Here is a 26,143-nt window from a genome sequence, read left to right on the forward strand (position 1 = left end):
TTAGATGAAAAAATGCATCAGGTAGCCTTAGTCAGAGCTTAACTTTCATATAAGAAGAAGTACAAAAAATTACATCAACAAGATATGCAGATCACAACTTAGGTAACCGATGTATACTGTTGAATCAAATTCTTAAAACCTGTTGGGTAATGTAGATAGGATTTGAATTGCCACAAAATGGCACGAAGAATTTAAAACGATTATAATCATTTACAATAGTTTGACTCGAAAAGGAAAGATACCAATTGTCAAGTAAACTGTAGTTTGCTGCAAAAAATTTATTCGTAAGTCCATCTTTAAGATCATCGCTTCCAAGATATTCCTCTTCAAGATCAACATCGGCGTCTTCAATGATTGAACTGCCTTGGTCTTGATTGGTAAATTTTACGCGGTGTTTTTTCTCAAGATTATGAAGATGAGGATTTTTAGGTGTACCTGCATTGAGATATTGCCCTCCGCCTAGCAGAAGGAAATTCATGAATACTAAAAATACTACTAACTTTCTCATTTGGGTGCGAAAGTAAGGAAAGTATCGAAAGAAAAAAAGATTTTTTTATAAGCTTTAACATTTAAAAAAGACGAAAACGTTTTCATTATTTTTTTATTTGCAAATTCTGATAAAATATTATGCTATTTTGCCGAAAAATCACAAAAAAATAATTTCGAATCAGAATAAGATTAATAACACTATTGTGAAAGAGATAAAACAACAAAATTCGCAATTATTTGGCATTGTATATTTTATATAATAATTTCAGCTCGATTTACTCCCACAAAACTTCCATTATAGTAAATTCCTGTCCTGCCTTTATGAAATTTTTGTCAGTATCTTTCATTCCAAATTTTTCATAAAATGCTTTTTTTTCGGTTCGTGCATTACACCAGATTTTTTTCAAACCTTTCTCTTTTGCAAGGTTAAAAACATATTTTAACAGTTCAGAAGCAATTCCTTTTCCTTGATATTCATTTAAAGTTGCCAATTTTCTAAACTGCAATTCATCTCCAACAATAAAGCACGAAACTATTGAAATTAATTTTTCCTCTACAAAACAACCAAAATGTAACCCCTCTTTATCTTCTTCGAGTTTCACAAACTCAAAAGGCTGATCTGGCCACATTACTTCATGCCTGATTTGCCAGGTTTCTGAAGCTTCAATTTCTTTGATTTTCATGTTATTATCATTTTCCTCTTCGCCAAATTTACAAGAATTCACAATGACATCTTCTCAACACTCAAAGCAAAAAACAATTCACTTATTATCAAACAAATAACAGTAAATAAATAAGATAAATCTTTCGATTCTAATTAATAATATTTATTTTTATAGCATCTAAAAAAAATCCAGGTATGAAAAAATTCCTTTTAGCAACATTATTATGTATTAGTGTAAATGGTTTTGCACAATTAATACAATTTGGACCTCAATTTTCTTATAATATCACTTCTCCTCTCACAGACGATTTCAGTTCAAAAAGTTCTGGAACAGGCATGGGAGTTGCAGGATTCGCGCGCGTAAACTTATTGCTTTTTTATGGACAGGGTGAATTTGGATATGCAAAATCAAAATTCAGTGTTTCTCAAACCGGAATTGGAGAAACTGAATATGAATTATCAGGAACTGACGCTACATTACTTGTGGGTTTTAAAATAGTTCCACTGGGAAAACTGGGAAATGTTCGCATTTTTGCCGGATATAACTGGAAAAACTACTCCGATATAAAAGCAAACAATAGTTTAAATTATATTGCACTTGAAAAAAACAATAGCAGTATTCTTGGCGGAGTTGGTGTAGATTTATGGAAACTAACTTTAGATTACAGATATCTAGCAGGGGTTTCAGACCTTGATCCATCGAATAGAAGTCTTAAAACTGCCGCTTCTAATATCTCTTTAGGATTTAAATTTTAGTAAAAAGAAATTGACTCTTATCCTATAAAAAAAGGGAATCTAAATATTTAGATTCCCTTTTTTATTATTTTACTTTAACAAAGTAGCGCTCGGCGTTGTTACTTTCAATTTTCGTAACACCATTCTCGTCTTTATTACCAACGTTAATCACACGTAATTCATCCGATTTTTCATTAATCGAACAGTTCCATATTGTACCATCTGACAAAATTATATCTGAAAACAAAGAATCAGATTCGTCTGTATTGTAATACACTAAATTCTCCGATTTGATTAATTTCTTCTCTCGAGTTTTTTTATTTCTCTCATAAAATAAAATCTCATTTTCAGTAATTTCAACAAGTTCATCAAACTCTTTTTCTGCATAATTCTCTGTTTGGCTAACAGCCCAAATTGGCTTGTCTCCAGCCATTTTCCAAATTCCTAATGCATGATTTAAAACAGATTTTCTTAAGATCGTTTTTATTGTATCAATCTTTTTAATCGATTCCTGAGCAATTTCGGCATCAGGTTTCATTTTATATGCAACATGAAATAACTCAAGAGCATTTTTAAAATCTGCTTTTTCGTAGCAGGAAACGGCTAATTCATATCTGCTTTTTTGAAATGCAGTTTTCGAAGCATTCTGGGCAATTGTCCTAGAAACAATCACTAAAAAAATAAAAAGTAGGGCTTTTTTCATTTATATAGTAGGTTTTCAAATTTTTGCAAACCTAGTTTTTTTATTCCATAGTTTTTTCAATTTTCCAAATTTTAACTATTTTACAGATTTTACTTACAAAGTAGTGATTTGACAACCATAAAAAAGGGAATCTAAAAAATATCTAGATTCCCTTTTTTTATCCCTTTATAATAAACCGATCTTTAAAATGCAAACGTTAATTCGAAAATGAATTCAAAATTTGCATTGCTTTTTGTGCCTCATTTTTATTCACAAAAATATGATCGTGATAAAAAGCGGCAACAACATTACAACTAATTTGTTGCTCTGAAAGTGCCTTAGAAAATGCCGTTGTCAAACCCACCGCTTCTAAGGACGAATGTACTGTAAGTGTTATCCAAGACATTACAATTGAATATTCTAATTGCAAAAGGTCTGCAATTTCTCTTTTTAAAATTAAGGTAATTGCCTCTTTCTCTTTAAAAAACATTTCAATCTCATTTAGATTTATGCTTTCTAACTTCTCTACTTTACAAAAAACATAATCACCAGAAACAAGTTCCGGTTTCATACTTTTAAGCAATACTTGTAAATCTTTTTCTCCTGACATTATAAGTTACTACAATTCTAATTTATTATCACTTGGTGTTGCATCCATAAAAATACCTCCGTCAATTATAACTTGCTTGATTTGTTTTTTGCTTTTTAAAGCAATTCTGGTGTGTTTTTGATTTGCTTCCCAAACTGTTGGTGTTTGATGCAAAGTTTCAGTTGTATTATCTGAATAAGTAACAATCACATCAAATGGAATAGCAAAACCTCCAACATTCTGTACAAAAATTATATTCTTCGAAATATTTTTAACTGCAAGATCAATATAATTATTAGTAAAAAACCAGTTGTTAAAAAACCAATTTAGATTTTTCCCTGAAGCGGTGTTTATAGAATTAAAATAATCCCACGGAATTGGATGTTTTCCATTCCAATTGTCCATATAAGCATGTAATGATTTTTTGAACAAATCATCGCCTAATAAAACTTTTAGTGCCAGATATGAAAGTGATGCTTTACCGTATGAATTATTCCCATATCCCGCAGCCGAAACCTGAGTAGACATCGAAATTATGGGCTGATCCTCTTCTGTAGATGTGTCGCTGATGTATTTTTTAACTCTAAACTCTTTATAGAATTTATCTGCTGCTTCTTTTCCGTGTTCTGCAATTCCAATTAAATATTCAAAAGTGGTTGCCCAGCCTTCATCCATAAAAGCATAACGCGTTTCGTTGATTCCCATATAAAAAGGAAAATAAGTATGTGCTACTTCATGATCCTGAACCAATTGAGCAAAAATAGGATCTCCCATCTGTGAGTCGTTGCACATCATAGGGTATTCCATGTCTGCAAAACCCTGAAAAGCGGTCATTTTAGAAAACGGATATGGAACTCCGGGCCAATTGTTCGAGAAGAAATCCAGAGCATATTGATTGTTTTTTACCGAATGTACAAAATCGGTTCCTTTTATATCATAAGCGGCCTGCACACTCGCACGACGATTTGTTTTTTTATCGACCAAAACACTGCTCGCATCCCATAAATAGTGATCGCTTAAACCAAAACATACATCTGAAATATTGTTGGCTTCAAATTTCCAAACATTCCAATCATTTTGTTTCGTTACCAAACCACTTTTCAATTCCTGCTCGTTCGCAACATGCAAAATTTCATCAGTTACGTACGACTTTTTCAAACGAGCCGAAAATTCCGGTTGCAAAACCTCATCAGGATTCAACAAATCTCCCGTTGCGTAAACCACATAATTTTTAGGCGCTTTTACAGAATACGAATAATCATTAAAATCATTATAAAATTCCTGACGATCTGTATGCGGCAATCTGTCCCATTCATTATAATCATCATAAACACTTACACGCGGATAACTATAGGCAACAAAAAAAGTAGTTTCATTAATTTGTCCTTCTCGTCCACTCTCTTTAGACAAAGGATAATTCCAATCAATAGCAATTGTAACTTTAGAATGTGGAAGAATGGGTTTGTTCATTTTTACATTTCCTACTGTCCCCCAGCTTTTAGCATCTTCTTTATAAAAATCTTCACCAATTTTTAAAGAAGTAATCGTTAAACCGTCACTCAAAAAATCTGAACTAACATTCCCACTTCTTGGTGCCGAAGGCTTATGTAAATTATTCACAAATCTAATTACTAAATTTTTTAAGGTATCGTTACTATTATTTTCGTAAACAATAGTTTCTGTTCCCGTTACAAATTTTGTTTTTGGATCTACTGCAATTTCCATTGTATATTTTCCATGGTTCTGCCAATAATTTTTGCCAGGCTTTCCGTCCATTGAACGAGTGCCTTTAGCATAAGCTTCTTTAATATTTCTTGGCATATAAAGCTCTTGGGCAAAGCCGGTTTGAGCTAAAAATATAAAAGCAATAATTACAAATTGGAATGTCTTTTTTTGCATAAAGTGATTCTGTTTTTTGATGATTCAATTTAGATTATAATATTAGTGGATTTTTTTAACTTAAAGTTACATTTCTATTCGAAAAATAATCTGGAAATATAAAGTTTTAGTAGTTTTCTATGAATCTAGACAAAGTAAAAATCTTTAATATCCTCTAATTGTCGAGTTACTTATTGAGATCCCTCGTTCCTCGGGATGACAAAAAAGAAGACTATGAAAAACCTTATCAGCTTTAAAAAGAAAAACCGCCTAATTCTAAAAGAAAAAGACGGTATCTACAATTAATATATAACCTTGATAACTACAAAATATAATCGGTATTAATAAAATTTGATTCTTTGCTGTTTAGCAATTCCTGCAGAATTTCATTGTTATAATCGATATCTTTTGAGGCTACGAACGTACGAATTGAAAATGAACGTAAAGCATCAGGAATACTCAAAGTACCCACAGCAGAATCTTTACGACCTGTAAACGGAAACGCATCAGGACCTCTCTGACAAGAACTGTTTAAGTTTACTCTACAAACTAAATTTACCAAGGCATCAATAAGCGGTGCCAAAGTTTTAATGTCTTTACCAAATAAACTCACTTGTTGCCCGTAGTTTGACTCGGCCATATCGTTTAATGGTTCTTTAATATCTTTAAAAGCAATTACCGGAACGACTGGTCCAAATTGCTCTTCATGATACACACGCATTTCTTTATTTACCGGATATAAAACTGCCGGAAAAATATAGTTATCGCTATGTTTTCCACCTTTTTCATTCAATATTTTTGCGCCCTTATGTTTCGCATCATCAATTAATCCCTGAATATAATGCGGTTTATCGGTTTCAGGAAGCGGCGTTAACGAAACTCCTTTTTCCCACGGATTTCCAAATACTAAAGCATCTACTTTTTCAGAAAAACGTTTATTAAATTCTTCTACAATAGATTCATGTACATACAATACTTTCAAAGCCGTACAACGTTGCCCGTTGAACGATAAAGTTCCTGCAATACATTCCTGAATTGTCAAATCTAAGTCGGCATCTGGTAAAATAATCGCAGGATTCTTCGCTTCTAAACCTAAAATCAAACGCAATCTGTTTTTATTTGGATGTTGATCCTGCAAAGCAATCGCCGATTTACTGTTACCGATTAATGCCAAAACATCAATTTTTCCAGATTTCATAATTGGAGAAGCCACTTCGCGACCACGTCCGTATACGATATTGATAACTCCTTTTGGAAAACTGCTTCTAAATGCTTCTAACAATGGCGAAATACATAAAACACCATGTTTAGCAGGTTTGAAGATTACGGCGTTCCCCATAATTAAAGCCGGAATCAATAACGAAAATGTTTCGTTTAGAGGATAATTGTAAGGTCCAAGGCATAAAACAACACCTAAAGGTCCACGACGAATCATAGCATTTACACCCTGTACTTTTTCAAAATGAGAACTACGCCCGTTTAATTCTTTATAACTGGCAATAGTGTCGTAAATATATTCAACAGTTCTATCAAATTCTTTTTGTGAATCTCCAAGGTTTTTTCCAATTTCCCACATCAAAAGTTTAACCACTTCTTCGCGGGTTTCTTTCATTTGCTTCACGAAATTCTCCATGCATTTAATACGGTCAGCTACTTTCATAGTTGGCCATAAACCTTGTCCCATATCATAGGCAGCACAAGCAGCATCAACAACTTCGTGTGCTTCTTTTTCTCCCATAAACGGAATCGATCCTAATAATGTTGGTGTATATTTTTCTGTAGATGAAATGGTCGAAAACACGGGTGTAGTTTGTCCTGACCAATGTTTTAATTCTCCATTTACAAGATAAGTCTCTTGATTTATAAGGGTTTTAATCTGATACTCTTCGGGTATTAAACTCATAATCTGGTTATTTTTATTTGGTTATTTAATAGCATATTAAAGAAAAAAGAGGCTTTTATGCCTCTTTTTATCTTTTATGGATTTACAGTTTCGCCTTCCCAATCCAGGATACCGCCAAGTAAATTATAGGCATTTTCGATGCCTAATTCATTCATAATCTGGCATGCTTTCGCACTTCTGGCTCCAGAACGGCAATACACGTAATAATTTTTATTTTTATCCAGTTCTTCGATTTCATAAATAAAACCCTGACCTTTATTAATGTCAATATTTACGGCATTTTCAATATAACCGTCATTAAATTCGTCTTCAGTTCTTACGTCAAGTATAACTGCATTCTCGTCAGCAGCTAGTTGAGCAATCCAATCTTCTTGTGATAAATTCATAATAAATGTGTTTTTGTAAAATTACGACGTTTCTATTAATTAAAAACGTGCCAAATGCGATTTCGATTATTATTCTCAGAAAACGTTTTAGAGAAAGTATTATAATCAGTGAAATACAAATTTACTTACTATTTTCAAAAATATAGTCTATAAACTCGATAGAAAATAGGATTTTTTCATTTACATAAAATGCATCTTAAATATAGTTTTCTGACAATTTATACCACATCAATCTGCTATCTTTGTAAAAATTTATAAGTTTTAATCTTATTTTGATAAATTATTCACCACGAATATTTTGTCAAAATAAGATTAAAATGATTAGAGTAATTAAAATTGTTCGCCACGAATTGCACTAATTTCTACAAATTAAATAATGTTGATTTGTGAAAATTGTGGCGAAAAAAAATAAAATTTAAACACATAGAAACATAGATTTATTTTCTAAGTTTAGAGTACAATAAAATAACACATTATTTACACATAGCTATGTGATTTAAGATAAAGTGAAACGTCTTTTTTTGAGCAACAAAAAGCTATGTCACTATGTGTTAAAAAAGAATTATTTATCACAAATTAATTCGTGTTGATTCGTGAAATTGCTTCGCCTGTTCGCTATCGCTCGGGTCGTGGCAAAAAAACCTGTGTGAACCTGTTCAAACCATAAAATCCGTGGGCTATTAATTCCTACCTATTAGCAATGCAAAATTCATTAAAAAATATATTCCCTAATTTCTCGAACGAACTTATTTCGACTATCGAAGAAAACGGAAGCCTGCAAGATTTTGAAGCCGGAACCATTTTAATGCGAACCGGACAATACATAAAAAACACTGTTTTAATTACCAAAGGAAAAATCAAAATCTATCGCGAAGGCGAGGATGGCGGCGAGTTTTTAATGTATTATTTACAACCCGGACAAGCCTGCGCCATCTCGATGATTTGTACCGCCAAAAGCGAAAAAAGTCAAATCATGGCAAAAGTGGTCGAAGATGTGACCGTTATGATGATTCCGTTACAAATGATGGATAAATGGATGATGGAACACAGAACATGGTACGAATTTGTAATCGATACATATCGAAGCCGATTTGAAGAAGTTCTCGAAGTTGTAGATAATATTGCCTTCCGATCAATGGACGAGCGTTTGGAGTTTTACTTAAAAAGACATTCGGACGCTTGCGGATGCAATGAAGTAAATTTATCTCACCAGGAAATTGCATCAGAATTAAACACGTCCAGAGAAGTTGTTTCAAGATTACTCAAAAAAATGGAACAAAGAGGTTTGGTGAAACTAAACCGAAATCAAATCGAACTTTTGAAATAAAAAAATTAAACACATAGCAACATAGTTTTAAAAATTAAATAAAGACGTTTCACTTTCATTAATACATCCCGAAGCTTCGGGACTATGTGTAATAATGTATTATTTATTTCAACCTTCTATTGAGAAAAAAATCTATGTTGCTATGTGTTTAAATTTTTATGCAGCACTAAAATTCTTTTAATCTTTTTAATCAGTAACAAAAAAACCTTCTGTGATAAATGTTACTGTGAATCTCTTTTTAACGGAGCACCTTTGCGTAAAACAAATACAATGGAATACGCAGGTTATTTTGCTTCAATCATTATCGGAATCTCACTTGGCTTAATTGGCGGTGGCGGTTCGATATTGACCATTCCTATTTTAGTGTATTTATTTAAGGTGAATCCTGAGCAAGCTACTTCGTATTCTTTATTTATTGTTGGATTAACTGCCATGTTTGGGAGTTATAGCCATTACAAAATGGGAAATCTAAAATTAAAATCGGCCTTGTATTTTGCGATTCCATCTGTGATTTCTATTCTGATAATTCGCGAAGTTATTTTTCCTCAAATTGCTTCGACATTATTTTCAATTGCTTCATATACCGTTTCTAAGGATTTCTTAATTATGTTCATCTTTTCTATATTGATGATTACGGCGGCAATCTCGATGATTCGAAAAAATAAACCCGAGGTAAAAGCAACTGAAACCAATTACACGCAACTGAGTATAATAGGATTCATAGTCGGAATTATAACCGGATTTCTTGGCGCTGGAGGCGGATTCTTGATTATTCCTGCCTTGTTATTTTTTGCCAATTTACCCATGAAACAAGCCGTTGGAACTTCATTATTGATTATTACAATCAATTCTTCAATAGGTTTTGGAGGCGATTTATATATAGGAACTCCCATAAATTACCCCTTTTTATTAGGCGTTTCCGGAATGGCACTTTTAGGAATGTTAATTGGAAGCCAGCTTTCTAAAAAAATAGACGGAGCAAAACTAAAACCTCTTTTTGGCTGGTTTGTACTCGTAATGGGGTTTTACATTATTACAAAAGAAGTTTTATTTTAATTTGAATTTAGTTTAACTAGTAGAGTAGTCTTTGTCAAGGTGTAAAACTTTGACAAAGATGAAAACGAAAATATATCGCAGATTTATTTTTCCCAAGAATCAAGTATTTCTTTATTATCTAATATAATTTTTTCAGTATTTCTATATACTGTTATAATTGTTTGTCCTTTTTTCTTGACAATTGAATCTCCAATTTTAATTTTCGGCCAGAATTGACCAAAAGGAGAAAATTTAGTTTTATTACTTAAGTATATCATTGCAGCATTATGATTAAATTTTTCAAATCCTTTATCAACTACAATTCCTTGAAAACTTTGTTCTTGAATATTTTTCAGTGCTTTCTTATATCTACTCCTACTTGTATCCATGATAAATGACTTCATAAAAAAAAAAACGGCGAAAATAATTATTCCAATATTTAGAATTATTTTCCATTTTTTATTTGACACATTAAAACTTTCATTTTTCATTTGGAACTATATATTTGGGTAACGGTGATTTTTTAACTCACAGAATATGTAATATAATTTCTTGGCTAAAGCCAAATATACATAACAATTTAGCTAAAGTCACATTGCTTAAAACAAAATAATTGTTGGTTAAAACCAACAGTTATTGATATAATTAATTTGTATAGCTACAATATCTGGATTATCTTTTCTTTGTTTAAGATGCAAGTAAAAGAATACCATTTCAAACAAAGATTACTGAACTCCGGTAAAGTAAAAAAAGTGATCTCTAACATATAATCGAGCAAAAAAAAGAAATCTCCAAAATTGAAACTTTTTTATCGTCGAGATAAACTACTTTTGGTATTACAAAGAATAATCTTATAAAGAATGAAAAAACAAATAATAATACTTTTATTATTCACCTTCTCCGTTTTCGCACAAGAAACAGATAGCTTGAAAACCGAAAAAATTGAAATTGAAAGCGGAGCAATCAATAAAAAATATAACAGTGATGGTAAACTCGAAAATTTTTCGGTTGAAATTTCAGCTGCTTATTATGGTAATTTAATATTTTTTAATAAAGAAAAAGACACAATCGTTATTAAGAATACTATAGAAAATGACGCCGTAATAAAGATATATGTTAAGAATCAAAAAAAGGTTAGTGATTTTTTTTACAAAGGTGTTCTTATTTCCTCTGTAGAACTTTTCGATTTTAAAATGGGTAATTTACCCTCAAATAGCTTCATTTACAGCAAAATATTAGACAACGAAAATTACAGCTATTCATCTAAAAATTATTCACTCAAGCTCCCCGAAGGCGATTATGAAAAAAGCTATAAATTATATCTTTTCCTAAAAACTTCAGAAAACAACGTCACTATTGATTTGCTCTTTAATGAAATCGCAGATTTTTTCTCGCAGGAAGATGCGCTTCTAAGAATTTATTTAAGCAAGTATAGAGATAAAATACAATCTGAATCGGAAGAAAAGATAACTGCCTATTTAACAACTGACGAATTGGGCAAAATTAAAAGTGGCATTTTATGGACCAAAAAATCTCCCAGCAGTGGTCAATATCAAATATACAGCGATGGAAAAATAATCAAATCTGAAAACATCGAATTAACTGCTTTTCAAAAAGCCTTTACTTCTTATATTAATGGAAAAACTAATTTTTAATAAATTAAAGTTTTTATATAATTGACATTTTGGCTAAAGCCGATGTTCTCTAAATTAAAAAACCGTTAGTTAAAACCAACGGCTAGTTATTTTAAATCTATTTTGATTATTTCAAAACCTCAAAAGTTCCATTTATAAACTCGAAAATTTTATTTGAAACGATGTGATCTCCTGTTTCATTTATATCTTGTACCGAATCATAAATACGATGCAAATTCAAAGAATCTTTACTTCCTGTTATTAAGAGTACGTCTCTTGAAGGAATTCCAATAACAATATTACCATCTACCATAAAATTCTCATGATTCCATATATTTAGTAAAATTAAACTTGATTCATAATTTCCTCCGGCTGTCAACATAAAATATCCATTTTCGCCATGACGTTTCATTTCGAAATTATTTGAAAGATTTTCAAGCGCTTTCTCTCTTAAATTTTCAATTGAAAAATTTATTTCTTTTAAATCATCTTTGGCAATATAATGAATTGAATTTTCTCTGTCTTCAACATAAAAAACAACCAATTCCTCATTATAAAATTCATAAATATGATTTTCTCCAAAGTCAGCATTTAACTCTTGTAAACTCTCAATAAATCTTCTGTCCTTAATTACAGGTAAAATTCTTTCTACATCTAAAAGTTCTTTCGGTAAAAACATTGCAGATGCACCGTTCACATATTTTTCAATAATCTCTTTAATAAATTTTGGATCATTTATATATTCAGAATAAGCATTATTTAAAAAGTGCTGATGTTTACCTTCATTAAATTCACTTTTAACCTCAAGCTCATTTATTGAAATAATTTTCAAACCTTTGACTTTTTTAATTAATTGCTTAGCAAATTTTCCAGAAAACTCAGTTTCGGAAATTGGTTTCTTTTTAAAAAACATAAATCTTCAATAGATTAAATTCTTTCTTTTTTCTTGAACGACTGCTTATTTTAACCAAGAAAATTATAGAAATTTTTATCTTGGTTTTTTTTCAAATATATATAACATTTTGATTAAAGTACTATTTCTTAAAACAAAAAAACCGTTGGTTGAAACCAACGGCTAGTTATATAATAATTCGTGAAAATTTGTGAATTGCTTCGCCTGTTCGCTATCGCTCGGGTCGTGGCAAAAAACCTTAATGTTCACCATATCCAACCTCATCCATTTTACCACTAAAAACGCGGTACTGAACAATTAAATAAATAATTACCAGAAACAAAGCGATAAAAAACCAACTCATTCCGGCATTTAAACCATATTCTCCTGCGGCAGTATTATAAATCGTTAAAGACGGATTTACATTATTAGTCGAAGGTAAAACATTCGGGAAAATTGAAACCGCTGTTGAGGCAAATCCGCCAACTAAAAATAAGGTCGAAAATACAAATCCATGCCCGTCTTTTTTAAAAGATCGCACTTTAAACAATCCAGCAATTCCAACGAAAGCCATTAATGGAAAAAACCAAAGTATCGGATTTTCTATAAAATTATGAAACGGTTGAGGTTCAATAAAATGCCAAATTTGAAGCGATATAAAAACCAAAACCAGTAAAACAATATTTAGTTTAAAAACTACATTTTTAAGTTGCGTATTCAAGGACGAATTGGTTTTAAAAATAATCCAATTTGCACCGTGAATCGTTAAGGCAACAACACTTACAATTCCTAAAAAGAGCGTAAACCAATCTATAATTCCCAATTCATTTGCTTGCGGGCTAAAAGTTGGATTCCATAAAGGCAAAAAGAAATAATGTGCTTCTTGGGTCGAAACGCCATTGGTTACCATTCCGAGATTGACACCGCGAACGATATTACCCAAAGCAATCCCAAAGAAAAGAGCCAAAAGTAAACTCGCGATTCCAAAAGCTTTGTCCCAAATGGCTTCCCACATTGGGTGATGCACTTGTCCGCGCATTTCTAAACCAATTGCACGGAAAATTAAAAGCCATAAAATCATAATCAAAGGCAAATAAAATCCGCTGAAAGAAGAAGCATATAAAGTTGGGAAAGCAAAAAATAAAACACCACCGGCAGCAATTATCCAAACTTCGTTAGCATCCCAAAACGGGCCAATTGCGCTTGTAATTGCTTTTTTATCTTTCTCGTTTTTAGCAAAAAATAAATGAATAATTCCTGCGCCAAAATCGTAACCGTCTAATACAATATAAACGGCCAGAATTCCCATTAAAACAACGTACCAAAAAAATTCCATAATTATATTTTTTCTGAGTTCAGTTCAACATGATGAGGTCCTTTATTGATGATTTTTCCAACTAAAAGCAAAAACAACATTCCTAGTAAAAGATACAATCCTATAAATCCTAGCAAGGTAAACAGCGTATTTCCAGATGAAACTGTTGGTGAAGCTCCTGCCGAAGTTCTCATTAAATTATAAACCAGCCAAGGTTGTCTACCTAATTCTGCCGTGTACCAGCCTGTTGTATTGGCGATGTACGGAAATGGCATCATGAACATTAACGACCATAAAATCCATTTGGTTTCGAACAATTTCTTTCTAAAAAGCTGAAAAACGGCAAAACCCATTAAACCTATAAAAAGTGTTCCGAGCCCTACCATAATATGATATGCATAATACAAACCTGAAATATTTGTTGGATGAAGATCTTCTTCAAATTGATCTAAACCTTTAATTTCCTGGTGCCAGCTTCCGTAAGTTAAGAAACTCAGGATATTTGGTACAGCAATTTTATTGTCCAGTTTTTTGTCTTTTACATCGGGCTGACCAATTAAAACAATTTCAGAACCTTTTTTCTCGGTGTGAAAAATTCCTTCCATTGCTGCAAAAGTCACGGGTTGGTATTTCACTACATTTTTTGCCAATAAATCACCCGTAGGAACTGCGACAATTACACAAGAAATCAATCCGAAGATTACGCCTGTTTTAACGAACAATCTCCCAAAAGAAACATTCTTTTTACTTAAAATATAAAAAGCACCAATTCCGGCCACAACAAATGAACTCGTCACTAAAGATGCTGCCTGATTGTGCAAATAAGAAGGCCATAACCACGGATTCAGGAATAAAGCTTTAAAATTCGTGAGCACAAATTTTCCGTTTTCAAGAATTTCGTAACCCACAGGATTTTGCATCCACGAATGTGTGGCGATAATTAAATATCCGCTGGCCCAGGAACCAATACAAATCAATAGTCCGGTTACAAAATGCCATTTATGTCCGAGGATTTTTTCTCCAAACAAAAATATTCCCAAAAAGGAGGATTCTAAGAAAAAGGAAAACATTCCTTCCATTGCTAAAGTCTGACCTATGATTCCGCCAGTTAACTCAGAGAATTTCGCCCAATTGGTTCCAAACTGAAATTCCATCGGAATTCCGGTTACAACGCCCATCGCAAAATTCAATGCGAAGATTTTCATCCAGAAATGCGTTGCGTGATTGTATTGTTCGTTTTTAGTTCGTAGATATTTCCATTTAAAATAAACAATGATCAAAGAAAGACCCATTGTAAGTTGCGGAAAAAGATAATGAAAAGTAATTGTGAAGGCGAATTGCATTCGGTCATAAAAAAGCATTTCTTCCATAGACGTAGTATTTGTTTTATGAAGTCCAACAAATTTACCCATTAAAACCCGAAAACACTGCCTTTAAAAAAAGTTTATCGCCTGATATTTGTTAAACTTTTCAACAATTAGGTAAAAACATTAAACACATAGAAACATAGAGTTTTGTTATTTTAAAAAAGAAACTAGTTTCCACACATAGCTATGTGAATTGATACAAGTGAAACGCCTTTTAAACGCAAACTAAACTATGTCTATATGTGTTTAAAACTTTATTCTTTCTTCAATATTCCTTTTTCGACACTTTCATTTATTAATCCTTCTGCATAATTCCATAAAGTTGTCGAACCTTCTTTTATGACGCTCTTTTTTTCATAGACCTTTTTATAGTCCACGCCAAATTCTTTCCAGGTTCCTCCGTCGTTAGACGTGTTTTGCAATAAAGGCTCTAATCTGTCCATTGATTTTGCAAACTTAGCTTCATTGGTTTCACCAGCTTCGAATTCTTCCCAAATTGAAATTAGTTCATCTGCTTGTTTTTTTGGCAGTAATCCAAAAATGCGACTCGCGGCCAACCTCTCTTCATCAGTATTATCATGATTTTTCTGCGTATCATAAATAAAAACATCTCCAGCGTCAATTTCAACAATATCATGAATTAAAACCATTTTTATGACTTTTAAAACATCAATTGACTCATTTGAATGTTCTGCCAAAACGATTACCATTAAGGCCAAATGCCAACTGTGTTCAGCATCATTTTCATTTCGGTCACTATTAAACAATTTTGTTTTTCGCTGAATATATTTGACCTTATCAATTTCTTTTATAAATGCAATCTGATTCAATAAATCCTCTGTATTCATTTCTATAGCAGTTTAAATGTTTATTAAAATGACATTCGTCATATGCAAAATTATAAGTAAAAGCTTAATTGCTCCACTTTAAATCAAACCAAATGTCAAAAACTATATTTTTTTACACAAAAACCTAATTTCTGTAACATTAGTCACCTATTTTAAAAGAAAACAAAGTTATCTTTGTAACCCATCATTTTTCAATTTATATCATGAAAATAGAACAAATTTACACCGGCTGCCTTGCGCAAGGTGCATACTATATAACTTCAAACGGCGAAGCCGCTATTATTGATCCGCTTAGAGAAATTCAACCCTATTTAGATCGTTTAGAACGCGATCACGTTAAATTGAAATATATTTTTGAAACGCATTTTCACGCTGATTTTGTTTCGGGCCATATTGATTTAAGTAAAGAAACTGGAGCTCCAATTGTTTACGGACCAAATGCAGCTTGCGAATTTGATTGTATTTCTGCCAAAGACGGACAGGAATTCAAAGTTGGAAATATCACGATTAAAGCATTGCATACTCCGGGTCACACCATGGAAAGTACCACTTATTTATTGATCGATGAAAACGGAAAAGATCACGCTATTTTTTCTGGAGACACTTTATTTATTGGCGATGTTGGCCGTCCGGATTTAGCTCAAAAAGCAGCCGGAATGACACAAGATCAATTGGCAGGGATTTTATTCCATTCGCTTAGAGATAAGATCATGACTTTAGCCGATGATGTAATTGTTTATCCTGCTCACGGTGCAGGAAGCGCTTGCGGAAAAAACATGAGTAAAGAAACGGTTTCGACTATCGGAAATCAAAAAGCGACAAATTATGCTTTGCGCGCTAACATGACCGAAGCTGAATTTATCACTGAAGTAACGGACGGATTATTGCCTCCTCCAGCTTATTTTAGTATGAATGTGGCGATGAACAAAGGCGGTTACGAAAGCTTTGAATCGGTTTTGCATAACGGAATGAAGGCAATTAAAGCAGAAGATTTTGAGGCTGTAGCCGAAGAAACCGGAGCTTTGATTTTAGATACCAGAAAAAATGTTGATTTTTATAAAGGATTTATTCCGCAGTCTATAAATATAGGTATCAACGGAGATTTCGCACCGTGGGTTGGAACTTTAATTGCCGACGTAAAACAACCTATTATATTAGTTACAGAAACTGGTCTTGAAGAAGAAACGGTAACTCGTTTAAGCCGCGTAGGTTTTGATTCGATTATCGGACATCTTGAAGGCGGTTTTGAAGCTTGGAAAAATTCAGGTTTTGAAATCGATACGGTAAACCGAATTTCGGCTGAACAGTTTGCGAATCAACTTAATATTAAAGAGGACAAAGTAATCGATATTCGTAAAGAAACAGAATACAGTGCCGAACATATTGAGGAAGCTTACAATAAACCGTTGGCTTTTATTAATGACTGGGTAAAAGATATCGACCCGAACGAGCATTTTTATTTGCATTGCGCAGCCGGATACAGAAGTATGATCGCGTCTTCGATTTTGCAAGCTCGTGGTTTTAGAAACTTCACCGAAATTGAAGGTGGTTTTGGAGCGATTTCAAAAACTAATATTCCAAAATCAGATTTTGTTTGTCAAAGTAAAGTATTAAAATAATAAAGATGCTGAGTTACTAAGATTCTAAGGTTCTAAGATTTTTTTTGACCTTTTCACTTAGCAACTTAGAATCTTAGTAACTTAGAACCTTAAAAAATGTTAGAAATCATAAAAGAACCTTGGCCTTGGTACGTTGCCGGTCCATTAATTGGATTAACCGTTCCTATTTTATTAATTATCGGAAATAAATCCTTTGGGATTAGTTCTTCACTTCGTCATATTTGTGCGGCGTGTATTCCGGCAAATATTTCATTCTTTAAATACGATTGGAAAAAAGAAAGCTGGAATTTATTTTTCGTTTTCGGAATTTTCCTTGGCGGAGTTATCTCAGCTTATTTCTTAGCCAATCCAAATCCGGTTGAAATTGCCCCAGAACTTTCTGCACAATTAGCCACTTACGGAATCACTGATCATTCTGGATTAGTTCCTGCACAACTTTTTTCTTGGGAAAGTTTATTAACGCTTCGTGGATTTATCATGATTGTGGTTGGTGGATTTTTAGTTGGTTTTGGTACGCGTTACGCTGGCGGATGTACAAGTGGTCATGCGATTATGGGAATTTCAAATTTACAATGGCCTTCGTTAGTCGCTACAATCTGTTTTATGATTGGCGGTTTTGTAATGTCGCTTTTGATTTTACCTTATATTCTTTCACTTTAAAATTTCAAAAATGAGTAATTTAGAAAATAAAAATACGGATACTGAAGGAATCAACGGAAGTCAATTGAAAGATTCCGGTTTCTCCAACTTAAAATATCTTGTTGTTGGAATCTTTTTTGGAATCGTATTCGTAAAAGCCGAAATCATTAGCTGGTTTCGTATTCAGGAAATGTTTCACCTGCAATCTTTCTTTATGTATGGCGTAATTGGAAGTGCAGTTGTAGTTGGACTTATATCTGTTCAACTGATTAAAAAATTCAACATTAAAACGCTTCAAGGCGAAAAAATAGAAATTCAGCCAAAAACTTTCAACAAAGGACAAATCTATGGCGGATTAATGTTTGGTTTTGGATGGGCAATTACCGGAGCTTGTCCTGGTCCTCTTTTCGCTCAAATTGGAACTGGGGTTACTGTAATTGTAGTGACTTTAGTAAGTGCCATTTTTGGGACTTGGGTTTATGGTTTGATTAAAGATAAACTGCCTCATTAATATTCTTAATGTTATCATACACATCAAACCCGACAGGTTTTTAAAACCTGTCGGGTTTCATAATTCTACAAAATAAACCAAAATGGCCAAAATATTATCTCAATTTTTAATTTGTTTACTATTAATAAGTTGTTCGAATAGCAAAAAAACAAATTCTCAAATAGCAAATAATACGTATCCCGTTAAGCTTGATACCTTAGAATTATTTGACAAATCGAGAAATCGTAAAATTCCGATTGCCATTTTTTGCCCAAAAACAGATTCAAAAATTAATAATCAGCAGATCATCATTTTTAGTCATGGATACGGAGAGAATAAAGGCGGAGACAATATGATTTATTCTTATTTAACAGAAAACTTAGCTTCAAAAGGATATTTTGTCATTAGTATTCAGCACGAATTACCTACTGACGATCTTTTGGCAATGGAAGGAGATTTTAAAGTTACAAGAAAACCAAATTGGGAAAGAGGCACTGATAACATTCTTTATGTTTTAAATGAGTTTAAAATTATAAAACCTGAATTAGATTTTAAACATTTAATATTAATTGGTCATTCAAATGGAGGCGATATGACTGCTTTATTTGCTACTAAATATCCTAAATTGGTTTACAAAATAATAACGATGGACAATCGCAGAATGCCTCTTCCAAGAGTTAACCAACCAAAAGTATATACGTTACGCTCTAAAAACTATTCTGCAGACGAAGGTGTATTACCAACTGAACAAGAACAAAAAAAATACGGAATGACAGTTCAATTCACTCCTATCAACCACAGTGACATGGATAATGATGCAACAATTGACGAACGAAAAATAATAAATACGTCCATTGAAAAGTATTTAAGCGAATAATAACTTTCGTAAATTAGAAATTTAACCTGACAGTTTTACTGCATCTTAATTTATAGTTTCTTTAAAAACAAATTCATTAATTTTCCTTTAATAGTTTAATACTAAAAAAATGAGCAACATAACAGAAAATTTAATTTTAAGAAAAGCTGATATTTCCGAAGTTCCTCAAATTTGGAGCATCTTACAAGATGCCATCGAACAAAGACGTCTGGACGGTAGTACACAATGGCAAGACGGATATCCGAACGAACTTACAGTAAAAAATGATGTGAAAAATGGTCATGCTTATGTACTTATAGAAAACGAATCTATTTTGTCTTATGCGGCTATTATGTTCGAAAAAGAACCCGCTTACGAAAACATAGAAGGCAAATGGCTTACTAATGATGATTATACTGTTGTACATCGCGTAGCGGTTTCCAAATTAGCAAAAGGCAAAGGTATTGCCACAAAACTTTTTAAAAGTATAGAAGATTTGGCTCTTGCAAATAACATTCACAGTATTAAAGTTGACACGAACTTTGACAATGTTCCAATGCTGAAAATTTTGGATAGGTTAAATTATACCTATTGTGGTGAAGTATTTTTTAGAGGCGCAGCCAGAAAAGCGTATGAAAAAAAGTTAGCTTAAAAATATAAACGTCAAAATTACTATATCAAACCCTATAGTCCCGAAGCCTCGGAACTGTAGGGTTTACTTTTACTCTTCAAATATTACTACTAAATAATCGATTCACTTTGCTTCCAATTCGTTTAGTTTCATTAAGTTTATAATGCAAGATCTAATCTTACAAAAATAAACAAACTGATACCATATGAAACGCTCAGAGCAATTGTCGAAATTAAAAAACACTGAAAAGTGGGATGTAATTATAATTGGTGGTGGCGCAAGCGGTCTTGGAACTGCACTTGATGCCGCAAGCAGAGGTTACAAAACGATCTTGCTTGAAGCTGTAGATTTTGCAAAAGGAACGTCGAGCAGAAGTACCAAGTTAGTTCACGGTGGAGTTCGCTATTTGGAGCAAGGTGATATTCATTTAGTCAGAGAGGCCCTAAAAGAGAGAGGCTTAATGGCAAAAAACGCAGGCCATCTAGTTAAAAATCAATCTTTTGTAATCCCAAATTACAATTGGTGGGGCGGTTACTTTTATACTATCGGATTAAAGATCTATGATTTATTATCGGGACGTTTAAGCTTAGGAGCTTCAAAATATATTTCAAAGAAAAAAACAATTGAAATGCTTCCCACCGTCGAAGAAAAAGGTTTGGTAAGTGGCGTAATTTATCACGACGGACAATTTGACGACTCCCGTATGGCAATAAATATTGCTCAAACAGCGGCAGAAAAAGGAGCTTGCCTTTTAAATTATTCTAAAGTTGTAAACTTATTAAAAGACAATAAAAATCAAATTATTGGTGTTGAAGCAATAGACCATGAAACTGGTCACAAGTATGACATAAAAGGCTCCGCAATTATTAATGCGACCGGAGTTTTTACAAATGCCATTATGAAACTAAATGATATGGTTTACAAGAAATATATTGTTCCGAGTCAGGGAATTCATCTTGTATTTGATAAATCATTTTTACCAAGCGACCAAGCGCTGATGATTCCTAAAACAAGTGATGGACGGGTTTTATTTGCAGTGCCTTGGCACAATAGAATTGTAGTAGGAACAACTGATACCTTAATTAGAAAACACAGTCTGGAACCTATTGCACTCGAAAGTGAAATCGAATTTGTTCTGGAAACTGCTCAACGCTTTTTAGCTAAAAAACCTACGAGAGCCGACGTTCTGTCTGTTTTTGCTGGTTTACGTCCGTTGGCAGCTCCTGAAGAAGAAGGAAAAAGTACCAAAGAAGTTTCGAGAAGTCATAAAATTATAGTTTCGGAAACTGGCTTAATAACGATTACCGGAGGAAAATGGACCACTTACAGAAAAATTGCCGAAGATATTATCGATAAAGCTATCAAAGTAGGCAAATTACCTAAAAAAGTCTGTAACACAGAACATCTTCCCATTCATGGAAACCAAGTCACTACAGCTTTAGACAGAATGAATCATTTGTATATCTATGGTTCAGATATTCCTAAAATACTCGAATTACAACAAAACGAACCTGAGTTAAAAGAAAAACTGCATCCGGATCACGAATTTATCATGGCCGAAGTAGCTTGGGCTATTCGATATGAAATGGCTAGAACTGTTGACGACGTTTTAGCAAGACGTGTTCGGTTACTATTCTTAGATGCCAGAGCTGCAATTCAGTCGTCTGAAAAAGTAGCACGATTACTAGCGAAGGAACTAGGACATGACGAAACCTGGATACATAGAGAGGTTACAAACTTCCACGGAATTGCAAGAGGTTTTCTTTTAAAAGAATTTCAATAGAATTTATTAACTTAACTATAGTAAGTCATGCAAGATAAATTAATTTTAGCACTGGATCAAGGAACGACTTCTTCGAGAGCTATAGTCTTTAATCATGGAGGAGAAATTGTAAGCATCTCGCAAAAAACTTTTAAGCAAATTTTTCCAAAACCGGGATGGGTCGAACATAACCCAAATGAAATCTGGTCTTCTCAAATTAGTGTCGCCGCAGAAGCAATTGCAAAAGTGGGAATCTCTGGTCGTGAAATAGCTGCAATGGGAATAACCAATCAACGAGAAACTACTATTGTCTGGGATCGCGAAACAAGCGAACCTATTTACAATGCTATTGTTTGGCAAGATCGCAGAACAGCAAAATATTGTGACAAACTAAAAGCACAAGGACATGCCGAAATGATTCAGACAAAAACTGGATTAATTCTGGATGCCTATTTTTCCGGAACCAAAGTAAAATGGATTTTAGATAACGTTCCCGGAGCACGAAAAAAAGCGGAACAAGGAAAACTTTGTTTTGGAACTGTAGACACTTGGCTCATTTGGAAACTAACAAGAGGTAAATTATTCATGACCGACGTTTCTAATGCCAGCAGAACTTTATTATTTAATATCAATACCTTAGAGTGGGATGATGAATTATTAGAATTGTTTGATATTCCAAGAGCCATGCTTCCTGAAGTAAAAGAAAGCAGTACCATTTATGGAGAAAGCTCCACTACTCTATTTTCAACAAAAATTCCTATTGCCGGTGTTGCAGGAGATCAACAGGCAGCGCTGTTTGGTCAGTTATGTACAACTCCGGGAATGATAAAGAATACTTACGGAACAGGCTGTTTTGTGCTAATGAATACGGGAGAAAAACCAATTCGTTCAACGAACAATTTATTGACTACCGTAGCCTGGAAAATTAACGGTAAAACGACCTATGCTTTAGAAGGCAGTGTTTTTGTTGGAGGCGCGGCTGTACAATGGTTAAGAGATGGAGCAAAAATGATTAACGCATCCGAGGAAATTGAGACTTTGGCAGCAAGTGTTCCTGATAACGGTGGTGTTTATTTTGTTCCGGCATTAACAGGTTTAGGAGCTCCGCATTGGGATCAATATGCCAGAGGTGCTATTTTTGGAATTACTAGAGGAACTACCAGTGCACATATTGCACGAGCAACTTTAGAAGGAATTGCTTATCAGGTTAATGATTTGCTAAAAGCTATGGAAGCAGATTTTGGCGGAAAAGGAAAAGAATTAAGAGTCGATGGCGGTGCTGCAACCAATAATTTACTGATGCAATTTCAGTCAGACATTTATGGAAAAACAGTTACACGACCAAAAACACTCGAAACAACAGCTTTGGGTGCCGCATATTTGGCAGGACTTGCCGTAGGATACTGGTCAAGCTTAGACGATTTGAAAGAACAATGGTCTATAGATCGTGTATTTTCTCCAAATATGCCAAAACCAGAAGTAAATAAACTGGTTAAAAATTGGAATAAGGCCGTTGGACGCGCATCAGACTGGATCGAAGAATAAACCATTTAAAATACATCAAGACATGACTCCATTTACAGCAGAAATTTTAGGCACCATGGTAATGATTTTATTAGGTAATGGCGTCGTTGCAAACGTTGTACTTAAAAATACAAAAGGAAACAATTCGGGTTGGATGGTTATCACTACAGCTTGGGCATTTGCCGTTTTTGCTGGTGTAACCATTGCGGGACCAGTTAGCGGAGCACATCTAAACCCAACTGTTACACTTGCTTTGGCTCTAATCGGAAAATTCAATTGGAACTTAGTTCCGACCTATATACTGGCTCAAATGATTGGAGCTATGTTAGGTGCTTTTTTTGTATGGTTATCTCACAAAGACCATTTCGCTGCAACTGATGATGAAAATGCCAAGTTCGCTTGTTTCTCAACATCTCCGGCTATCAAAAATAATTTATCAAACATTATCAGTGAGATAATTGCAACTTTTGTCTTGATCTTTTCCATTTTTTATATTGCCGGACCCAGCCTAAAAATAGCCACAGATGCAAATGCAACAATAGGATTAGGAACTATTGGCGCACTTCCTGTGGCGATAGTCGTATGGGCAATTGGTTTATCATTGGGAGGCACGACAGGTTACGCCATTAATCCCGCCAGAGATCTTGGACCAAGAATCATGCATGCAATTCTTCCTATAAAAGGGAGCAGCAATTGGGATTATGCCTGGATTCCGATCGTAGGTCCAATAATTGGAGCTGGCTTAGCGGCATTTTTATACCTGACACTTAATTAACATTTTTATTTTCTAAAATCTAAAATTATATCCGTCCGATAGAAAAAACCCGACAGGTTTTATCCCGAGGCTTCGGGACTGTCAGATTTAATACTTATGTGAACCACAGAGGATTTCATCTTTAAAAAATCATTAAACTTTAGAATATCCATTTTTAAAATAAAAATTACACTATTTTTACATTAATTCTATAGAGTTTATATAACTGTAAAAGGCGTATTATTTCATTTAACGAAAAATTAACACAACGTTTGTATATACAAATATAAAAAGTACATACATTTGTATATACAAATTATACACTTACGACTATGACAATTGAAGAGGTTATAAAAAGTACAGTTAAGATGGATAATGCGAAAAAAGTTATTCTGAATATCATGTACACACAAAATGTGATTCAGGATCATTTCAACGAGTTGATAAAACCGTATGATTTATCCGGAGAACAATACAATGTACTACGTATATTAAGAGGGCAAAAAGGAAATCCTGCTAATATGTGTGTGATACAAGAACGTATGCTTGCTAAAACAAGTAACACAACCCGATTAGTAGATAAATTATTATTGAAGGATTTTGTCACACGAAATGTTTGTCCTGACAATAGACGAAAAATAGAGGTTCTAATTACTCAAAAAGGATTAGACGTACTAAAAGAATTAGATCCTAAAGTAGATGAGCACGAGCGCACATTTGCAGAGAATATAAGTTCTGAGGAATTAGAATTATTAAATCAATTATTAGAAAAATACCGAACTCAACAAAATTAATATTATGAGCACATTATTAGACAATTTAAATTGGAGATATGCAACTAAAAAATTTGATGCAACTAAAAAAATCTCTACTGAAGATTTAAATACATTAAAAGAAGCTGTTAGACTAAGCGCTTCTTCATACGGATTACAACCTTTTAAGGTTATTCTTGTAGAAAATCCAGAAATTAGAGAGCAATTAAAAGCAGCTGCTTGGGGACAAACTCAAATTACTGATGCTTCTCACCTATTTGTTTTTGCAAACGACTTAAATGCCGGAGCAGAATCTGTAGATGCTTATATTAAAAACATTAGCGAAACAAGAGGTGTTCCTACTGAAGCTTTAGCTGGATTCAGTGATATGATGAAAGGTACAATTGCAAATTTATCACAAGAAGCAAAAGACATCTGGACAGCAAAACAAACTTATATTGCTTTAGGAACTTTACTTAGTGCTGCTGCCGAATTAAAAATCGATGCAACTCCAATGGAAGGTTTTAGCCCTGCAAGTTTCAATGAAATCTTAGGTTTAGACAAATTAGGTTTAAACGCAGCTGTTATAGCAACTGTAGGTTACAGACATGATGAGGACGACGCTCAACATTACAAAAAAGTTAGAAAATCTCAAGAAGAATTATTTATCACTATATAATTATTATTAATCTAAAATCAATTTTAACAACATGAAAAATTTAAAAACAATTGCAATAGCATTATTCGTAGCAGTAGCTAGTATCTCAGTTAACGCACAATCTAAAAAAATCGACGTAAAAGCATCTACTATCAAATGGGTAGGTAAAAAAGTAACTGGAGAACACTCTGGAACTGTAAACTTTAAAGATGGAGCTGTAGTTTTCAAAGGAAAAAAACTAGTTGGTGGTTCTTTTACTGTTGATATGACTTCATTAACTGCAACTGATTTAACTGGAGAATACCAAGGGAAATTGAATGGTCACTTAAAAGCTGACGATTTCTTTGGAACTGACAAATTCCCAACTGCAAAATTAGTATTCAAAAAAATCGGTGCTAAAGCAACTGACGTTTATACTGTAACTGCTGATTTAACTATCAAAGGAATTACTAAACCAGTAACTTTTGATATTACTGTAGCTGGAAACACTGCTACAACAGCATTCAAAGTTGACAGAACTAAATACGATATCAAATACAACTCTGGTAACTTCTTCGAAAACTTAGGAGACAAAACTATCAATGATGATTTCGAATTAACTGTAGCTTTAAAATTCTAATATTTTAAAGACTTACTAATTCTTTGATTATAAGAAAAACCCCAATAGTTTAAAACTATTGGGGTTTCTTTTTTTTATTTATTTTCAAAAAGATA

At 33.2% G+C, this 26,143-nt stretch carries 27 protein-coding genes; 15 read left to right on the top strand and 12 right to left on the bottom strand.

Going from position 1 to position 26,143, the window contains the following annotated elements:
- Positions 1-124: 124 nt before the first annotated feature.
- Both ACHRVZ_RS17860 and ACHRVZ_RS17865 read right to left on the bottom strand, forming a co-directional pair.
- Positions 125-508, bottom strand: a complete 384-nt coding sequence (locus tag ACHRVZ_RS17860; RefSeq protein WP_395424248.1) for a hypothetical protein — start codon at positions 506-508, stop codon at positions 125-127.
- A 256-nt stretch (positions 509-764) separates the two neighbouring features.
- Positions 765-1,172, bottom strand: a complete 408-nt coding sequence (locus ACHRVZ_RS17865) for a GNAT family N-acetyltransferase (protein WP_395424249.1) — start codon at positions 1,170-1,172, stop codon at positions 765-767.
- A 176-nt stretch (positions 1,173-1,348) separates the two neighbouring features.
- On the opposite strand from ACHRVZ_RS17865, the gene ACHRVZ_RS17870 reads away from it, so the two are divergent.
- Positions 1,349-1,909, top strand: coding sequence for a hypothetical protein (locus ACHRVZ_RS17870; RefSeq protein ID WP_395424250.1), 561 nt, complete (start codon positions 1,349-1,351; stop codon positions 1,907-1,909).
- A 64-nt stretch (positions 1,910-1,973) separates the two neighbouring features.
- Here ACHRVZ_RS17870 and ACHRVZ_RS17875 read toward each other — a convergent pair whose 3' ends face one another.
- The 5 genes from ACHRVZ_RS17875 to ACHRVZ_RS17895 all read right to left on the bottom strand — a co-directional run bounded on the left by ACHRVZ_RS17875 (position 1,974) and on the right by ACHRVZ_RS17895 (position 7,326).
- Positions 1,974-2,591, bottom strand: a complete 618-nt coding sequence (locus ACHRVZ_RS17875; RefSeq protein WP_395424251.1) for a hypothetical protein — start codon at positions 2,589-2,591, stop codon at positions 1,974-1,976.
- Positions 2,592-2,787: 196 nt separating this feature from the next.
- Positions 2,788-3,180, bottom strand: a complete 393-nt coding sequence (locus ACHRVZ_RS17880; RefSeq protein WP_395424252.1) for an ACT domain-containing protein — start codon at positions 3,178-3,180, stop codon at positions 2,788-2,790.
- 9 nt (positions 3,181-3,189) lie between these two features.
- Positions 3,190-5,058 (bottom strand): M1 family metallopeptidase, encoded by a 1,869-nt coding sequence (locus tag ACHRVZ_RS17885; protein WP_395424253.1) that lies wholly within the window; start codon positions 5,056-5,058, stop codon positions 3,190-3,192.
- A 301-nt stretch (positions 5,059-5,359) separates the two neighbouring features.
- Positions 5,360-6,940: an NADP-dependent glyceraldehyde-3-phosphate dehydrogenase gene (locus ACHRVZ_RS17890; protein WP_395424254.1), complete on the bottom strand. Its 1,581-nt coding sequence runs from the start codon at positions 6,938-6,940 to the stop codon at positions 5,360-5,362.
- 74 nt (positions 6,941-7,014) lie between these two features.
- On the bottom strand, positions 7,015-7,326 hold the full coding sequence (locus ACHRVZ_RS17895) for a rhodanese-like domain-containing protein (protein ID WP_395424255.1): 312 nt from the start codon (positions 7,324-7,326) through the stop codon (positions 7,015-7,017).
- Between the two features lie 700 nt (positions 7,327-8,026).
- Here ACHRVZ_RS17895 and ACHRVZ_RS17900 point away from each other — a divergent pair.
- Both ACHRVZ_RS17900 and ACHRVZ_RS17905 read left to right on the top strand, forming a co-directional pair.
- Complete coding sequence (locus ACHRVZ_RS17900; RefSeq protein ID WP_395424256.1) at positions 8,027-8,653, top strand: Crp/Fnr family transcriptional regulator; 627 nt, start codon at positions 8,027-8,029, stop codon at positions 8,651-8,653.
- Between the two features lie 270 nt (positions 8,654-8,923).
- Positions 8,924-9,709, top strand: coding sequence for a sulfite exporter TauE/SafE family protein (locus ACHRVZ_RS17905; RefSeq protein ID WP_395424257.1), 786 nt, complete (start codon positions 8,924-8,926; stop codon positions 9,707-9,709).
- An 83-nt stretch (positions 9,710-9,792) separates the two neighbouring features.
- Here the strand turns inward: ACHRVZ_RS17905 and ACHRVZ_RS17910 are convergent, their stop codons facing one another.
- Positions 9,793-10,179 carry a hypothetical protein gene (locus tag ACHRVZ_RS17910; protein ID WP_395424258.1) on the bottom strand — a complete coding sequence of 129 codons (387 nt, stop codon included), beginning with the start codon at positions 10,177-10,179 and terminating at the stop codon, positions 9,793-9,795.
- Positions 10,180-10,548: 369 nt separating this feature from the next.
- Between ACHRVZ_RS17910 and ACHRVZ_RS17915 the strand changes: the two genes are divergently transcribed.
- On the top strand, positions 10,549-11,343 hold the full coding sequence (locus ACHRVZ_RS17915; RefSeq protein ID WP_395424259.1) for a hypothetical protein: 795 nt from the start codon (positions 10,549-10,551) through the stop codon (positions 11,341-11,343).
- A 106-nt stretch (positions 11,344-11,449) separates the two neighbouring features.
- On the opposite strand, the gene ACHRVZ_RS17920 is transcribed toward ACHRVZ_RS17915, so the two are convergent.
- The 4 genes from ACHRVZ_RS17920 to ACHRVZ_RS17935 all read right to left on the bottom strand — a co-directional run bounded on the left by ACHRVZ_RS17920 (position 11,450) and on the right by ACHRVZ_RS17935 (position 15,744).
- Positions 11,450-12,154, bottom strand: a complete 705-nt coding sequence (locus ACHRVZ_RS17920) for a DUF1444 family protein (RefSeq protein WP_395424260.1) — start codon at positions 12,152-12,154, stop codon at positions 11,450-11,452.
- 319 nt (positions 12,155-12,473) lie between these two features.
- Positions 12,474-13,550: a cytochrome d ubiquinol oxidase subunit II gene (cydB, locus tag ACHRVZ_RS17925; protein ID WP_395424261.1), complete on the bottom strand. Its 1,077-nt coding sequence runs from the start codon at positions 13,548-13,550 to the stop codon at positions 12,474-12,476.
- A gap of 2 nt (positions 13,551-13,552) precedes the next feature.
- Positions 13,553-14,899, bottom strand: coding sequence for a cytochrome ubiquinol oxidase subunit I (locus ACHRVZ_RS17930; protein ID WP_395424262.1), 1,347 nt, complete (start codon positions 14,897-14,899; stop codon positions 13,553-13,555).
- Between the two features lie 251 nt (positions 14,900-15,150).
- Complete coding sequence (locus tag ACHRVZ_RS17935) at positions 15,151-15,744, bottom strand: HD family hydrolase (RefSeq protein WP_395424263.1); 594 nt, start codon at positions 15,742-15,744, stop codon at positions 15,151-15,153.
- Between the two features lie 203 nt (positions 15,745-15,947).
- Between ACHRVZ_RS17935 and ACHRVZ_RS17940 the strand changes: the two genes are divergently transcribed.
- The 11 genes from ACHRVZ_RS17940 to ACHRVZ_RS17990 all read left to right on the top strand — a co-directional run bounded on the left by ACHRVZ_RS17940 (position 15,948) and on the right by ACHRVZ_RS17990 (position 26,048).
- Positions 15,948-17,363, top strand: coding sequence for a rhodanese-like domain-containing protein (locus ACHRVZ_RS17940; protein ID WP_395424264.1), 1,416 nt, complete (start codon positions 15,948-15,950; stop codon positions 17,361-17,363).
- 96 nt (positions 17,364-17,459) lie between these two features.
- Positions 17,460-18,023 carry a YeeE/YedE family protein gene (locus ACHRVZ_RS17945; protein ID WP_395424265.1) on the top strand — a complete coding sequence of 188 codons (564 nt, stop codon included), beginning with the start codon at positions 17,460-17,462 and terminating at the stop codon, positions 18,021-18,023.
- 10 nt (positions 18,024-18,033) lie between these two features.
- Entirely contained in the window at positions 18,034-18,513 is a 480-nt protein-coding gene (locus tag ACHRVZ_RS17950; RefSeq protein ID WP_395424266.1) for a DUF6691 family protein, read from the top strand.
- An 82-nt stretch (positions 18,514-18,595) separates the two neighbouring features.
- Entirely contained in the window at positions 18,596-19,369 is a 774-nt protein-coding gene (locus ACHRVZ_RS17955; protein WP_395424267.1) for an alpha/beta hydrolase family protein, read from the top strand.
- 109 nt (positions 19,370-19,478) lie between these two features.
- Positions 19,479-20,000, top strand: coding sequence for a GNAT family N-acetyltransferase (locus ACHRVZ_RS17960; protein ID WP_395424268.1), 522 nt, complete (start codon positions 19,479-19,481; stop codon positions 19,998-20,000).
- 184 nt (positions 20,001-20,184) lie between these two features.
- A complete protein-coding gene (locus ACHRVZ_RS17965) occupies positions 20,185-21,762 on the top strand; it encodes an FAD-dependent oxidoreductase (protein WP_395424269.1) in 1,578 nt (525 codons plus the stop codon).
- Positions 21,763-21,789: 27 nt separating this feature from the next.
- Positions 21,790-23,286: a glycerol kinase GlpK gene (gene glpK / locus ACHRVZ_RS17970; protein WP_395424270.1), complete on the top strand. Its 1,497-nt coding sequence runs from the start codon at positions 21,790-21,792 to the stop codon at positions 23,284-23,286.
- A gap of 22 nt (positions 23,287-23,308) precedes the next feature.
- Positions 23,309-24,040 (top strand): MIP/aquaporin family protein, encoded by a 732-nt coding sequence (locus ACHRVZ_RS17975; protein ID WP_395424271.1) that lies wholly within the window; start codon positions 23,309-23,311, stop codon positions 24,038-24,040.
- Between the two features lie 311 nt (positions 24,041-24,351).
- Positions 24,352-24,813, top strand: coding sequence for a MarR family winged helix-turn-helix transcriptional regulator (locus ACHRVZ_RS17980; protein WP_395424272.1), 462 nt, complete (start codon positions 24,352-24,354; stop codon positions 24,811-24,813).
- Positions 24,814-24,817: 4 nt separating this feature from the next.
- Positions 24,818-25,450, top strand: a complete 633-nt coding sequence (locus ACHRVZ_RS17985; RefSeq protein WP_395424273.1) for an NAD(P)H-dependent oxidoreductase — start codon at positions 24,818-24,820, stop codon at positions 25,448-25,450.
- Positions 25,451-25,481: 31 nt separating this feature from the next.
- Complete coding sequence (locus ACHRVZ_RS17990) at positions 25,482-26,048, top strand: YceI family protein (protein WP_395424274.1); 567 nt, start codon at positions 25,482-25,484, stop codon at positions 26,046-26,048.
- Positions 26,049-26,143 lie beyond the last annotated feature (95 nt).

It is taken from the genome of Flavobacterium sp. FlaQc-57 (genome assembly GCF_044007395.1).
In the GTDB taxonomy this organism is placed as follows: Bacteria; Bacteroidota; Bacteroidia; order Flavobacteriales; family Flavobacteriaceae; genus Flavobacterium.

Coding starts and splice junctions, on each gene's coding strand:
- ACHRVZ_RS17895 (WP_395424255.1), bottom strand. CDS start 7,326: ATGAATTTATCACAAGAAGATTGGATTGCTCAACTAGCTGCTGACGAG.
- ACHRVZ_RS17915 (WP_395424259.1), top strand. CDS start 10,549: ATGAAAAAACAAATAATAATACTTTTATTATTCACCTTCTCCGTTTTC.
- ACHRVZ_RS17910 (WP_395424258.1), bottom strand. CDS start 10,179: ATGAAAAATGAAAGTTTTAATGTGTCAAATAAAAAATGGAAAATAATT.
- ACHRVZ_RS17885 (WP_395424253.1), bottom strand. CDS start 5,058: ATGCAAAAAAAGACATTCCAATTTGTAATTATTGCTTTTATATTTTTA.
- ACHRVZ_RS17875 (WP_395424251.1), bottom strand. CDS start 2,591: ATGAAAAAAGCCCTACTTTTTATTTTTTTAGTGATTGTTTCTAGGACA.
- ACHRVZ_RS17940 (WP_395424264.1), top strand. CDS start 15,948: ATGAAAATAGAACAAATTTACACCGGCTGCCTTGCGCAAGGTGCATAC.
- cydB (WP_395424261.1), bottom strand. CDS start 13,550: ATGGAATTTTTTTGGTACGTTGTTTTAATGGGAATTCTGGCCGTTTAT.
- ACHRVZ_RS17890 (WP_395424254.1), bottom strand. CDS start 6,940: ATGAGTTTAATACCCGAAGAGTATCAGATTAAAACCCTTATAAATCAA.
- ACHRVZ_RS17935 (WP_395424263.1), bottom strand. CDS start 15,744: ATGAATACAGAGGATTTATTGAATCAGATTGCATTTATAAAAGAAATT.
- ACHRVZ_RS17900 (WP_395424256.1), top strand. CDS start 8,027: ATGCAAAATTCATTAAAAAATATATTCCCTAATTTCTCGAACGAACTT.
- glpK (WP_395424270.1), top strand. CDS start 21,790: ATGCAAGATAAATTAATTTTAGCACTGGATCAAGGAACGACTTCTTCG.
- ACHRVZ_RS17870 (WP_395424250.1), top strand. CDS start 1,349: ATGAAAAAATTCCTTTTAGCAACATTATTATGTATTAGTGTAAATGGT.
- ACHRVZ_RS17865 (WP_395424249.1), bottom strand. CDS start 1,172: ATGAAAATCAAAGAAATTGAAGCTTCAGAAACCTGGCAAATCAGGCAT.
- ACHRVZ_RS17960 (WP_395424268.1), top strand. CDS start 19,479: ATGAGCAACATAACAGAAAATTTAATTTTAAGAAAAGCTGATATTTCC.
- ACHRVZ_RS17975 (WP_395424271.1), top strand. CDS start 23,309: ATGACTCCATTTACAGCAGAAATTTTAGGCACCATGGTAATGATTTTA.
- ACHRVZ_RS17930 (WP_395424262.1), bottom strand. CDS start 14,899: ATGGAAGAAATGCTTTTTTATGACCGAATGCAATTCGCCTTCACAATT.
- ACHRVZ_RS17985 (WP_395424273.1), top strand. CDS start 24,818: ATGAGCACATTATTAGACAATTTAAATTGGAGATATGCAACTAAAAAA.
- ACHRVZ_RS17880 (WP_395424252.1), bottom strand. CDS start 3,180: ATGTCAGGAGAAAAAGATTTACAAGTATTGCTTAAAAGTATGAAACCG.
- ACHRVZ_RS17980 (WP_395424272.1), top strand. CDS start 24,352: ATGACAATTGAAGAGGTTATAAAAAGTACAGTTAAGATGGATAATGCG.
- ACHRVZ_RS17950 (WP_395424266.1), top strand. CDS start 18,034: ATGAGTAATTTAGAAAATAAAAATACGGATACTGAAGGAATCAACGGA.
- ACHRVZ_RS17990 (WP_395424274.1), top strand. CDS start 25,482: ATGAAAAATTTAAAAACAATTGCAATAGCATTATTCGTAGCAGTAGCT.
- ACHRVZ_RS17905 (WP_395424257.1), top strand. CDS start 8,924: ATGGAATACGCAGGTTATTTTGCTTCAATCATTATCGGAATCTCACTT.
- ACHRVZ_RS17955 (WP_395424267.1), top strand. CDS start 18,596: ATGGCCAAAATATTATCTCAATTTTTAATTTGTTTACTATTAATAAGT.
- ACHRVZ_RS17945 (WP_395424265.1), top strand. CDS start 17,460: ATGTTAGAAATCATAAAAGAACCTTGGCCTTGGTACGTTGCCGGTCCA.
- ACHRVZ_RS17965 (WP_395424269.1), top strand. CDS start 20,185: ATGAAACGCTCAGAGCAATTGTCGAAATTAAAAAACACTGAAAAGTGG.
- ACHRVZ_RS17860 (WP_395424248.1), bottom strand. CDS start 508: ATGAGAAAGTTAGTAGTATTTTTAGTATTCATGAATTTCCTTCTGCTA.